The 13,040-nt window shown below is 43.2% G+C and carries 8 protein-coding genes; all 8 read right to left on the bottom strand.

Going from position 1 to position 13,040, the window contains the following annotated elements; all coding sequences use genetic code 11:
• Window positions 1–40: 40 nt before the first annotated feature.
• Window positions 41–394, bottom strand: a complete 354-nt coding sequence (locus IGI50_RS04225; RefSeq protein WP_438776257.1) for a hypothetical protein — start codon at window positions 392–394, stop codon at window positions 41–43.
• Window positions 395–416: 22 nt separating this feature from the next.
• Window positions 417–1,271, bottom strand: a complete 855-nt coding sequence (locus tag IGI50_RS04220; RefSeq protein ID WP_438776256.1) for a hypothetical protein — start codon at window positions 1,269–1,271, stop codon at window positions 417–419.
• A complete protein-coding gene (locus IGI50_RS04215; RefSeq protein ID WP_438776255.1) occupies window positions 1,243–1,959 on the bottom strand; it encodes a winged helix-turn-helix domain-containing protein in 717 nt (238 codons plus the stop codon). The genes IGI50_RS04220 and IGI50_RS04215 overlap by 29 nt, the downstream gene beginning before the upstream one ends.
• Window positions 1,960–1,974: 15 nt before the next feature.
• Entirely contained in the window at window positions 1,975–4,068 is a 2,094-nt protein-coding gene (locus IGI50_RS04210; protein ID WP_438776254.1) for a hypothetical protein, read from the bottom strand.
• Window positions 4,068–4,793 (bottom strand): hypothetical protein, encoded by a 726-nt coding sequence (locus tag IGI50_RS04205; protein ID WP_438776253.1) that lies wholly within the window; start codon window positions 4,791–4,793, stop codon window positions 4,068–4,070. The genes IGI50_RS04210 and IGI50_RS04205 overlap by 1 nt, the downstream gene beginning before the upstream one ends.
• Window positions 4,794–4,834: 41 nt before the next feature.
• Window positions 4,835–6,328: a Mur ligase family protein gene (locus IGI50_RS04200; RefSeq protein WP_438776252.1), complete on the bottom strand. Its 1,494-nt coding sequence runs from the start codon at window positions 6,326–6,328 to the stop codon at window positions 4,835–4,837.
• Window positions 6,329–6,399: 71 nt separating this feature from the next.
• Window positions 6,400–7,101 (bottom strand): class A sortase, encoded by a 702-nt coding sequence (locus IGI50_RS04195; RefSeq protein WP_438776251.1) that lies wholly within the window; start codon window positions 7,099–7,101, stop codon window positions 6,400–6,402.
• Between the two features lie 74 nt (window positions 7,102–7,175).
• A complete protein-coding gene (locus IGI50_RS04190; RefSeq protein ID WP_438776250.1) occupies window positions 7,176–12,998 on the bottom strand; it encodes a MucBP domain-containing protein in 5,823 nt (1,940 codons plus the stop codon).
• Between the last annotated feature and the right edge of the window lie 42 nt (window positions 12,999–13,040).

The raw sequence follows: 13,040 nt of genomic DNA, 5'->3' as shown, positions 1-13,040 counted from the left end.
TGCACTTTCTATCGTTTTTACTCAAATATCGGAAGCATATTTACTCCCCTAATACCTTCAATAATTCTTGGTATTGCTCGTCCGTCAGACTCGCCTTATGCATCTCCTTCAGCTCCGCAATCTGATCTTCTGTCAGGTATTCCTTGTTGTATTCAATTCCCGACAACAACTCTTTGAACTCCGCATCGTTGGCTTGTTCAGTAGAGTCAGTGGTCTCAGTCTGTGTCGTTTCTTCAGACGTTGCCTTCTCAGTGTTGCTCGAGGAAGAAGCGCTGATACTGCTTTCGATTTTTTTCGAATCTTTTGTTTGTGATTCCTTGGTACTATTGGTTTCACAGCCCACCAGTCCTAAACAAAGTATGGATAGGCTGAGAATCGTGACTATTCTTTTCATTGATTTTCCCTTCATTTTTGATTCATCTTAAAAACACATAGCGATAGACCATTACGCCTAAGTAACAGCTCATGATCAGAATTAGGAGAATGTAATAGCCTCGCGTGATCTTGAGCAATGTACGCAATTTTCGATAACCGCTGTATCTTGTTCGAAAAGGTTTGGAGGATAATCGCCGGACGTACCTTTGATACGACAGCAATAGACAACAGAAAAAGAGTGCATTGACTAAAAGAAAGCTGATAATCAGTGTTTGATAATTCAGTGTCTTCTTTGGTGCAAGCATTTTTCTTTTCACGTTTGCTGCTGGAATTTGCCTTGCGATAATGGCAAAGCGATAATCAGTAAAGCCAGTGAAATCTGATAGGACTATCGTAAGTCGCTGCTCGTTTGGAAGAATCTTGTTATCTAGAGCCTCTATTTTCTTTCTCTCGATTACTTGATATATCAGCGTTTGTCCATTTACCTTTACGAAGAAACACTCTCCAGACTTTAATTGAACAAGCTTCAATAAACTTATCTGATCCCTCCAGCGCTTACCTACTTCAATAGTGAGGTGGCTACTCTCAGCTGAGGAGGGAAAAGACCCATACTTATAATGAAAGAAAGAATCATTCGTTTCTTTTTTATAAATAGGGGTCTCAGATAAACGTACCGTCGGCAATTGTATGGACCCGATGACGCCCTCCTTGGTTGAAGATGGCTCCTCCAAACTCTTAGTCGTGCCTTTTTCAGTAAGAGCTGCTTGACTCACCTTGTCGATTCTTTCTTGAGAGTAAACAGGTAAAAACAGACAGTAGAGTGTTCCCATCAGTAGTAAAAGAAAAAGAACGGGTAATCCCCAATTTTTAAGATTCAACGACCTTGTAATCCTCATTGATTTCAGCTCTGATTTGTTTGTACTTCAAGGTTTCTAGACGATAGCCTCGTCCCCAGGATGTTTCAAGACAGGTTTCATCGAAGCCGCAATCACTTAGTTTCTTTTTGATACTGCGGATGATGCCGGATAAACGGCTCTCCTTCGATTTGGTCTGTGGGCCTCCCCATAGCTCGTGTGAGAAAAACTCTCTAGAAACAAAATCTTTATGTGAGTCCTGTAAAATACGAAAAACCTGCAGCTCCTGCTTAGAAAAGTTTCTCACTAGACTTTCTAATGCATCTTCCTCATTGTTCGAGGTGTCCCACTTTAATATTGTTCTATTTTTGTTACAGGCGACTAGCTCCTCACGCAGCTCATCGAAGCAGGTGTTCTGGGAGATAAATCCAGTAATACCTAAATCTTTCCATTTATTGATGGTTTCCTTAGATAATTGGATGCTGGTTTTCCGGTAAATCACACAAGAGAAATTTAGGAAAAATGGCAAGATCGCACTTACTTCCTGATCTGAGATCGTTTCGCTGAGAATCACCGCGTCAAAATAATTCAAATCCAGTCCAAAATAATCTTTATGTTGTAAATCAAATAAAAATCGTTTGCTGCACAAAACTTCATGCCCTAAGTTGTTCAGTTCCCGAACGAAATCTTGCTCAAAGGATAAGCTTTTCGTTAATAGTAGAATTGTCATTGCGTTCCCCTCCTCCTACTGTTTCTTTTCAGTGAGTATGACTCCCTTAGCCAATTGATCGACCTTATATTCTAAATCTGAATAAATCTCCATCACCGATTCTTTCGATTCAGCGACCTCACGGAGAACTTTTTTCGCGCGATTGCCGATGTTTTCTACTTCTAGTTCCGCCGCGCCAATCAGATGCTTCGCTTCGATCTGAGCCTCTTCGATCGTACGATTCGCCTGCTTCTTCGCTGTATAAAGGACTTCTCCAATTTCCAGCTGGGACTGTGTTACTTCTTGTTTTAATTGTTCATTTTTCTCCATTAATTCATTAATTTGCCGTTTCGCTTGATTGAGTGCTTCTGGATCACTGCCTGATTCCTTCGCTCTAGCCGCAAGCTGTTCTTCCAATTGCTTCAGTGCCTCATTTTTTTGACGTAAGGCCTCTTCTGTTGCTTGGAGACGATTCGCCATTTCATCACGTTCTCCTTTGATTTGTTGGTAAGATTCAGTTAATTTCGTAATCTTTTGATTCAACTCGGCTAGGTCTGTTCCTTGCTCGCTGGTTTGCTGGGTCAGTTCAGAAAGCTTCGTTAGTTCCTGTTGTAGTTCTGTGATTTGCGCTTCTTTTTCCACGATAAGACTCTCCAATTTCGTATTTTTTTCTGTTAATTGTTCATCGGCTTTTTCATTGTTCATCTGTTCTTCCAACTTGATAATTTCCTCTTGTGCCTGGAACAGCGCATTATTTAGTGCTTCTCTTTCTGCTTTGAATTGCTCCTCCAAAGTCGTTTTTTCTTCTCCTAATTGATCGATCATTTCCTTCGTTTCTTCCATAGCTGCTGTTCGCTCCTCTAATTGTTTATTTTCAATTTGTTGTTCCGTTAATTGATTTTGCAAAGTTGCTCGTTCTTCAGTTAAACTATTGACCTGTTCAGTCAAATTCGTATATTGAATCACCAGTTGCTGGTGTTGTTCTTGCTCTTCAATGAATTGCTGCTTCTGTTCGCTATATTCTTTTTCCAATGATAGATAGGCTTCAGTTGGCTCCTCATTTACAGAGAGCGCTTGATTCAGCTGAGCCTTCAAATCTTGTATTTCCTTATCCTTAGCTGCTATCGTCGCTTGATCTTGCTCTTGCTGCGTGGTCAGCTGATGAATTTTCTGATCCTTATTCTTACTTTCTTTGACAGCTTCTTTCAGTTCACTGATCTGCTGCTCATAGGAAGCAATGGACTCTTTCTGTGTCGCGATTGTTTGCGTATCTCTTAGCTGCTGCTCATTTAGAATCCGAAGCTCCTGATTCATCTCCTGCATCTCAGAGACAAACTTTTGATGCTCCTTTATTTGTTCCTCATACAACTCAATTTTGGCTTTTTGAGCATAGAGCTCCTCTGAGAGCTGCAGCATCCGCAGATCATTTTCTTGCTTCTTCTCTTCAGCCAATTCGTTCAATGCCGTTAGTTCCTCGCCTTTTTCTGCGAGGTGCTTCTCTAATTGCGCACACTCACCTTGTAGAACCTTCAATTCATTCAAAGTTGCTTTTCGCGCTTCTTCTTTTTCTTCCAGCTTCTCTGCGTTCTTTTGCTGCTTTTCAACAAATAATAATTGCTCTTCCTTTAACTCATTGATTTGTCTTTTTAGCTGCTTTTCCCGAAGCATTCGTTGCTTTTTCGCATCTTCTAGCTGTCGCTGACTCGTGACCAGCTGCTGCTTTTGCTTTTTAATCGTTTCAGATAGTTCGCCGATTCGTTTGCTTTTCTCTTTTTCTTTTTTCAGCTGCTGCTTAAGAGCTTCAGCCGATTCTGATTGTTCCTTTGTAGCAGCACGCTCTTCCTTTATGTTATTTTTGAGCTGCTCCTTTTCCCATTTTTCTTGATAAAGCTCTTCTACTTGTTTGCTGTGGCTCTCCTTTAACTCCTCTAAGTTTTTTGACAAATGACGGATCTCTTCTTGATAATTCTCTTGCTTCTGAGCGGCACTGCGTAATTGTTCGTTCAGGTAGTGAATTTCTCTTTTTTTGTCTTCAATCGCCCGACGCTCTTGTTCTACTTCAGCGTTCGTAAATTCATTGATCTCTTCAATCATCTTTTTATTGAAGAACCAGCCGTTCTTTTTCGCCATCAACCTTTTCCTTTCCGCATTTCTGATTGAAATGTAAATTGCCCTTTCTTATTTCGAGCATAGGTTCCTTTATACAAATCATTTCCTTCACGATCGACAATATTGAGATGCACTTCCGCAATCGCTTCTATACCTTCCATTTCTCGCATTAGCTCCGTAATATTTTGTCCCAGAATCACTAGATTGGCATTCGATGCCTCTATTGTTCCAGTCAAAAAGATACTGAGTGCATCCGATTCACTACTTGAAGAAAGCGTCAGGTTCGCTTCATTAATGTATGGAAGAAGCCGCTCTGATACCTCTTTTTCTATCTGTTCCTTCTTCTCGACCGTCTCATTGTTTGCGGTCAGCGTTTTTTCAAGATTCAGCCCAGATGAGGGATATTCTTTCAAAAGCTTTTTTGAACTCTTTTTTGTTTGGAGCTCTTGAAGCTCGCCTTCTAATGCTTGATTATTTTCAGTCAAGCTGTGAACCTTTGTTTCTAATTGAAATAATTGAATGATCGCAAAGGAAAGGACCATACTAAGTCCCATCGTTCCGATAAATAAAAAACCAAGGCTTTTCCGTAATTCTCGTTGCTTAAAATGAGTCAATTTCGTTTGAAACAGCACCGATGTTTCCTTCACATTGATACGACTCAATTGATAATGAACGAATAACCGATAGCATAAACAGAGGAAAATGATTCCCATAATGACAAGACAACAAACAACAAAAACATTCACTACTTTTCCTCCTATTACTACTCTGAACGTCAATTGATTAATTACTTTTTAACTTTTCCTTCTCGTGTCTTCGTCATAAATCGTGAGACGAAAGAATGAAGCTCTCTATGTTCCTGATGAGTCATAGGTCCCTTTATCAGTATCAAGCTATCTTCTTTCAGCTGTTCGAACATCTCCTCAATACAATCATCGATCGTCGGAAACCATAAAGCAGGAATATCTATAGAACGAACAAATTTTCTAAGACCTTCGCCATAGCCTAATAACAGGTCTGCTTGGGAACCATTCACACAATGTGCTAATCTCTCCTCGGCTCTTCCTAAATCTGTCTCGCTGCCTAAAATCACTATCTTTTCACCCCTGTAATAGTCGATTTTGTTGGTAAAACTAGTGACGGCATTGATCATCGATGGCGGATCAATCATGTGGGTATCATTGATGATGTCTACTTTTTTGCCATCAATGTATCCGCGATTCCTTTCCATCAGCCTCGGGAAGGCGTAAAAAGATGAGAAGCGTTCTAAGTATTGATCTGGATCTACTTCCATCGTTTTCAAAATCAGTAGGGTCGCTAACGAGTTCTCGACAATCTCCAGACTTGATGAGCGTAAATAATAGGTATAGCGCTCACCATGATAGGAAGCCGTTACTTCCGTGATATCCTTCAATTCCTTCAGTGAAAGCAAATGCATATCAGCAGAGGAACGGGTCATACTATAGGTAAATATACGATTTGTTCTATTTTTCGCGGCTAAGTATACAATCTCTCGCTGCTCTGACGGTATGTCTTGATTAATGATCGCTATTCCTTGATCATCCAAGCCATTGAAGAGACTCGCTACATCATCTGCCAAAGTATTCAACTCCTGTGATGATCTTCCATCTGCGAAGCGAATCGCCGTTACAACAGCGATTGTCGGATGAACGAGCCTAGATAAGGAGCCTTTACTTTGAGAATCTAGAGCATTTGAAGAAACTTCTACATTCAAGATATCCGGTGATTGAATCAGCTTTGTCAAAAAACAAGGAAGCTCGATACGTGTATTTTGACTACTTTGATTAGACAGTATCTGGCATTCTTCTAGAAATAAATGATCGATCATCATTCGTGTAATCGTCATGCCTGCAAAACCTGTACTTGCAATTACAGGAATAGACGTCTGCTCACGAAGAAATATCGCCACTTGATATAGAAACATCAAAGAATTCGGGACAATAAACTGAGGAACTGTATCAAATAACTCTTCTATTGGTGTTTCTGTAATATAAAGCGCTCCTTCTAATAGATCTTTTTGCTCAAATTGATATGGATTTGACCACGTACTTGCTTCACCTAATTCTGTTCTAAGTTGTTCTTTCGTAAGCGAAATAAACGCCGTTTGAGAATCTGCCATTTTTCGCATATTTTTTCCTGTATACTCAAAATTTGTAATCTGAAGTGAGGGAATAATTGATTCATTCAAGAAATAACCATCAAATTGTTCAAAATCATCTTTTGTAAATGACTTCTCGATTTTTCTTATCATCTGCATCATTTTCTTAATGTCCTCCTTCAATAGATTTTCTCGTTTCAGCTAGTCATTGAGCCTGATCTCACGTACACTTTTTAATAGGTCTTCATCGGCAAATCAAAGGCTTCCGCAGCTTCTTCAGTTAGTTGATCCATTGAAACAACACTTTCCAGTTCGCCTTGAACCACGATTCGCGTCGTGGCATAGAGATCTCCACACGTCAACAATGTGACTAAACGTCGATTAGGATCAACATCCAATACCTCCACCGCGCTAGGATCTACCTTCGCTTTCCAAGTCGCTATATATGTATAGACATTAGATAAATCTGTCAGATAGATTTTGTCCCCTAACGTGACTTCCTCCAGCGGAGTGAATAATAGATCCGCTCGATCTGAACGATGGCTGGCGATGCCATAATTCCCAACGCCCATTTCTTGATCTGGTGAAAGAGTTCCCGCACCGTAATACAGTCCATCATTCTCCAGCCCCTTAAATACAGGCAAACAAATTCCGACACTTGGTACCGCAACACTGGCAATCACTGGCAGCTTTTTACTTCTGCCGCTCAGCTGCGACTGTGCGACCGCGCTCAAATTCAAGGGCTCCACCGCATCAAAATCATACGTCGCTTCCTTCTCCTGGTTCTCTGCTAGTTCTTTTTTAGTTACTTTAGAGATTTCATACTTTTCTGCAGTCTTCTCGACGAAATAATTCTTTATCGGCTTGTTAAAGAAAAACAAGCTGCCTGCCAGAATAAGTATCAATCCCAACATTCCAATGATTTTTCGTCTCATAAATCTCTCCTAAAACAAAAGGCGGATCGAATCAAAAAGATCCGCCTTTCGAAAAATGATCTAGTTACTAGTTCCTACTCATTCTTCTTACTTCGTTTTCTACGCTTCACTAATCCAGCCAATCCAGCTGCTAACATCCCTAGACCTGGAATGCGATAGGCGGATTGATCCGTCTCCATTCCCGTTTTTGGCAACGTTCCTTTTCCAGCCGCATTGGTTGAACCAGATTTTGGTGTAGAAGATGTTGTTGTATTCGCTAATACCTTGGTCTTCGTAGTGGAGTCTGTATCCTCCGGTAATGGTTTAAGAATGCAAGGATCATCAGGACCTCCAACGCCACCATCTGAGTCGCTATCTGAGTCCGAATCGCTATCCGAGTCGGAGTCACTATCGGAGTCACTATCTGAGTCCGAGTCACTGTCCGAATCGGAATCACTGTCTGAATCCGAATCGCTATCCGAGTCTGAATCACTGTCCGAATCTGAGTCGCTATCCGAGTCCGAATCACTATCTGAGTCCGAGTCGCTATCCGAGTCCGAATCACTATCTGAGTCCGAGTCACTGTCCGAATCGGAATCACTGTCTGAATCCGAGTCGCTATCCGAGTCTGAATCACTGTCCGAATCTGAGTCGCTATCTGAGTCCGAATCACTGTCTGAGTCCGAGTCACTATCACTATCGGAATCGCTGTCCGAATCTGAATCACTATCCGAATCTGAGTCACTGTCTGAATCTGAATCACTATCCGAATCTGAGTCGCTATCCGAATCGGAATCACTGTCCGAATCTGAGTCACTATCCGAGTCCGAATCACTGTCTGAGTCCGAGTCACTATCACTATCGGAATCTGAGTCACTGTCTGAATCCGAATCGGAATCACTATCCGAGTCCGAGTCACTATCTGAGTCCGAGTCACTATCCGAGTCGGAGTCACTGTCCGAGTCGGAGTCACTATCGGAATCCGAGTCGCTATCTGAGTCTGAATCACTATCCGAATCTGAGTCGCTATCTGAGTCCGAATCGCTATCTGAGTCCGAATCGCTATCCGAATCCGAATCACTGTCTGAATCCGAATCACTGTCTGAATCCGAATCACTGTCTGAATCCGAGTCGCTATCTGAGTCCGAATCACTGTCTGAGTCCGAGTCACTATCACTATCGGAATCTGAGTCACTGTCTGAATCCGAATCGGAATCACTATCCGAGTCCGAATCGCTGTCCGAATCTGAGTCACTATCACTATCGGAATCGCTATCCGAATCTGAATCACTATCCGAATCCGAGTCGCTGTCTGAATCGCTATCCGAGTCCGAATCACTGTCTGAATCTGAATCACTATCGGAATCTGAGTCGCTATCTGAATCTGAGTCACTATCCGAGTCCGAATCACTATCTGAGTCCGAGTCGCTGTCTGAATCCGAATCGCTATCCGAGTCTGAATCACTGTCCGAATCTGAGTCGCTATCCGAGTCCGAATCACTATCTGAGTCCGAGTCACTATCCGAGTCGGAGTCACTGTCCGAATCCGAGTCACTATCGGAATCCGAGTCGCTATCTGAGTCTGAATCACTATCCGAATCTGAGTCGCTATCTGAGTCCGAATCGCTATCCGAATCGGAATCGCTGTCCGAATCGGAATCACTATCCGAATCTGAGTCGCTATCTGAGTCCGAGTCGCTATCCGAATCGGAATCACTATCCGAGTCCGAATCACTGTCCGAATCTGAGTCACTATCGGAATCTGAATCACTATCTGAGTCCGAATCACTATCTGAGTCCGAATCACTATCTGAGTCCGAATCGCTATCCGAATCCGAATCACTGTCGGAATCCGAGTCACTATCCGAGTCCGAATCACTGTCCGAGTCACTGTCCGAGTCGCTGTCCGAGTCACTGTCCGAGTCGCTATCTGAGTCTGAATCACTGTCGGAATCCGAATCGCTATCTGAGTCCGAATCACTGTCTGAGTCCGAATCGCTGTCCGAATCTGAGTCGCTATCTGAGTCTGAATCACTGTCGGAATCCGAATCGCTGTCCGAATCGGAATCACTATCCGAGTCCGAATCGCTATCTGAGTCCGAATCGCTGTCCGAATCTGAGTCGCTATCTGAGTCCGAATCGCTATCTGAGTCCGAGTCACTATCCGAATCGGAGTCGCTATCTGAGTCCGAATCACTGTCTGAATCTGAGTCGCTATCTGAGTCCGAATCACTGTCTGAATCTGAGTCGCTATCCGAATCGGAATCACTGTCGGAATCTGAGTCGCTATCACTATCGGAATCGCTATCTGAGTCGGAGTCACTGTCTGAATCTGAGTCGCTATCTGAGTCCGAATCACTGTCTGAGTCCGAATCACTGTCTGAGTCCGAATCACTATCGGAATCTGAGTCACTGTCTGAATCCGAATCACTATCCGAGTCCGAATCGCTATCTGAGTCCGAGTCACTGTCCGAATCCGAATCACTGTCTGAGTCCGAATCACTGTCTGAATCCGAATCGCTGTCCGAATCGGAATCACTATCCGAGTCCGAATCGCTGTCCGAATCTGAGTCGCTGTCCGAATCGCTATCTGAGTCCGAGTCACTATCCGAATCGGAGTCGCTATCTGAGTCCGAATCACTGTCTGAATCTGAGTCACTATCCGAATCTGAGTCGCTGTCGGAATCCGAATCGCTATCTGAGTCTGAGTCACTGTCTGAATCTGAGTCGCTATCTGAGTCCGAATCACTGTCTGAGTCCGAATCACTATCGGAATCTGAGTCACTGTCGGAATCCGAGTCGCTGTCCGAATCTGAGTCACTATCCGAGTCCGAATCGCTGTCCGAATCTGAGTCGCTATCCGAGTCTGAATCACTGTCCGAATCTGAGTCACTATCCGAGTCCGAATCGCTGTCCGAATCTGAGTCGCTATCCGAGTCTGAATCACTGTCCGAATCTGAGTCGCTATCTGAGTCCGAGTCACTATCACTATCGGAATCACTGTCCGAATCTGAGTCACTATCACTATCGGAATCGCTGTCCGAATCTGAGTCACTATCTGAGTCCGTGTCACTGTCCGAATCTGAATCACTGTCCGTGTCTGAATCGCTATCTGAGTCTGAGTCACTATCTGAGTCTGAGTCACTATCTGAGTCCGTGTCACTATCACTATCGGAATCGCTGTCCGAATCTGAATCACTGTCCGTGTCCGAATCGCTGTCCGAATCCGAGTCACTATCCGAGTCCGAATCGCTATCCGAATCCGAGTCGCTATCCGAATCTGAGTCACTATCCGAGTCCGTGTCCGAGTCGCTGTCTGAGTCCGAATCGCTGTCTGAATCTGAATCACTATCTGAATCCGAGTCGCTGTCTGAATCTGAATCGCTATCCGAGTCTGAGTCACTGTCTGAATCTGAGTCACTATCCGAGTCCGAATCGCTATCCGAGTCCGAATCGCTGTCTGAATCTGAATCACTATCTGAATCTGAGTCGCTATCTGAATCTGAGTCGCTATCCGAATCTGAGTCACTATCCGAGTCCGAATCGCTGTCTGAATCTGAGTCACTATCCGAGTCCGTGTCCGAGTCGCTGTCTGAGTCCGAATCACTATCCGAATCCGAATCACTATCCGAATCCGAGTCGCTATCCGAATCTGAGTCACTATCCGAGTCTGAGTCGCTGTCTGAGTCCGAGTCGCTGTCTGAATCTGAATCACTATCGGAATCCGAGTCGCTGTCTGAATCTGAATCGCTATCCGAGTCTGAGTCACTGTCTGAATCTGAGTCACTATCCGAGTCCGAATCGCTATCCGAGTCCGAATCGCTGTCTGAGTCCGAATCACTGTCCGTGTCCGAGTCGCTGTCTGAGTCCGAATCACTATCTGCATCTGAGTCGCTATCTGCGTCGGAATCCGAATCATCATCTTCTAAATATTTAATAACTGTATCTTTTCCTGGGTCATCAATCTCAGGAAACTTGTATCCTTTTGATGGATCTTCTGGATCAATCTGTTCCAACTCATTACCATCTTGATCAACTGCTACGTATCCTGGAACATATGGAACAACTGCATCTTCAGGAACTATTGCTTTTGATGGGTCATTTGGATCATTTGCGTAGTCAAACTGATTTCCTGAACCTGGATAATTGGGATCATCATTATCCACAATATATTTGCCAATGTTTTTATAAACATAAGTAACTTCAGATATACCACTTCGATCAACGATCATATCCGCATCTGAATTCTTATCTTTTTCGACATATAGCCAGCCTTCGACAACATTAATCTTCTCATTGATTTCTTCATCAACTTTAGTGTCCTCAACCTTGTCATTTGCGACTAAATTTCCTTCTAAATCTACATAGTGATAAATTACCTTTGCATCATTCGCAGAATATACATACGTAACAACAGAATCGCCATCCGCATTCACTTTCATGTCATCATCTGACAAGCTTGGATCAATTTGCTTGAAAGTATAGCCTTCAATTTCTGTAATCCTGCCATTAATAACTGAACCGACTGCTGCTTGTTCCACCTGATCCTTTATTAATGACTCGCCCTTTTCATTGACGTAGCGGTGGGTAACTGCTGCTTTATTCGCTGTATAGACATAGGTCACCACAGATTTCCCACTTCGATCAACGATCATATCGCTATCTGAATCTGCCCCTTTTTTTGAATAGGTATAATTCTCGATATCAATGATGCGCTCTGGAATCTCTGCATCAACAGTCGATTGTTCAACATAATCTGAATCAATCGGTGTCCCATTTTCATCTACATAACGATAGGTGATCTCTCCTGCATTCGCTCTATAAAAGTAGACAACGAGTGAACTGCCATCCTCATTTACCTTCATGTCTGAATCTGAAGAATCAGTGTCCTCTCCATCGTAGGTATACCCCTCAATAGCAATTTTTTCAGGATTGATCTCATCTCCTGATACCGCATCCTTCACAACATCCGGAATCACCAGTTTTCCTGACCGATCGATATAGCGATAAGTAACTGTCGTCTTAACCCCCGTACCCCCTTGGTCAGATAGAGGTCCAGGTTTTCGAAGAGTAGTGATTTCATCTATCACTTGACGAACAATCACCATATAATCTTCTGACAATTTAATCAGCTCTGAAGTAGTCACTGTCGGATTGGATGAGGTTGCACCTGAACGCCCAGCCATTAATGCCGCATAAGGGGCATCAAGAACATTGTGATAACTCCATCCAGGCCTAATTTCGAAATAACCATCATAGAGTAACGCCGCGTTTGCTTGACTCACCGCTTCATTTCTTTTCTGGATCGCTGCTGGTACCGCCGCTTTCAACTCATTTGCGGCACTAGTAACACCTCCATAATGATCCACTGTGTCATTTTGTTGCGCTTGTAACAAATTGGTAATCAATGCAGCAATCTCAGGTTCATTTTGAACCGTTTGCGCCGCATTCAAAGCGGGTTTGACAATCTCTACATCCACTTTCTCTTCTAGCGGTGTCATTCTTGTTCCAACAACATCCGTTGAGGCTTCATCTGGTTGTTCTACTTCCTCTACTTCTGTAGTTATTGCTTCTGGAACTTTAGAAATTTCCGGTGATTCGGTAGGAACAGTCTCTGTGGAATCTACAGTCACTTGTTCTTCAATCGCTGCTGCTTCCGGATTATCAACATTGGAATTTTCCTGTAATGGTTCTACTATTTCTGGCTCTAAAGGGGGTGAAACTTCCTTGGGATCAACTGCTTGTTCGATAGCCGCCGGATCAACGGATTCAATCGCTGCTGCTGAAGAGGAGCCACCCAAGATCATCGCGCCAATCACGCTGCTCTTCACTACCCAATGCTTTTTCACCTTATGCAATCGGTATCTCCGATAGGCAGTTCTGGATTTCTTTTTCATTTGATAAGACTTGCGTTTCATTTTTAACCTCCTTTTACTTTAGAAAAGAGGTCACGCTCTTTT

This window comes from Enterococcus sp. DIV0170 (assembly GCF_051710765.1).
Taxonomy (GTDB): Bacteria; Bacillota; Bacilli; order Lactobacillales; family Enterococcaceae; genus Enterococcus_A; species Enterococcus_A raffinosus.
This window is presented reverse-complemented; position numbering and strand designations above follow the sequence as displayed.

Bases quoted from the DNA above. Each gene is read 5' to 3' on its own strand.
- IGI50_RS04225 (WP_438776257.1), bottom strand. From the start codon at position 394: ATGAAAAGAATAGTCACGATTCTCAGCCTATCCATACTTTGTTTAGGA.
- IGI50_RS04220 (WP_438776256.1), bottom strand. From the start codon at position 1,271: ATGAGGATTACAAGGTCGTTGAATCTTAAAAATTGGGGATTACCCGTT.
- IGI50_RS04215 (WP_438776255.1), bottom strand. From the start codon at position 1,959: ATGACAATTCTACTATTAACGAAAAGCTTATCCTTTGAGCAAGATTTC.
- IGI50_RS04210 (WP_438776254.1), bottom strand. From the start codon at position 4,068: ATGGCGAAAAAGAACGGCTGGTTCTTCAATAAAAAGATGATTGAAGAG.
- IGI50_RS04200 (WP_438776252.1), bottom strand. From the start codon at position 6,328: ATGATGCAGATGATAAGAAAAATCGAGAAGTCATTTACAAAAGATGAT.
- IGI50_RS04195 (WP_438776251.1), bottom strand. From the start codon at position 7,101: ATGAGACGAAAAATCATTGGAATGTTGGGATTGATACTTATTCTGGCA.
- IGI50_RS04190 (WP_438776250.1), bottom strand. From the start codon at position 12,998: ATGAAACGCAAGTCTTATCAAATGAAAAAGAAATCCAGAACTGCCTAT.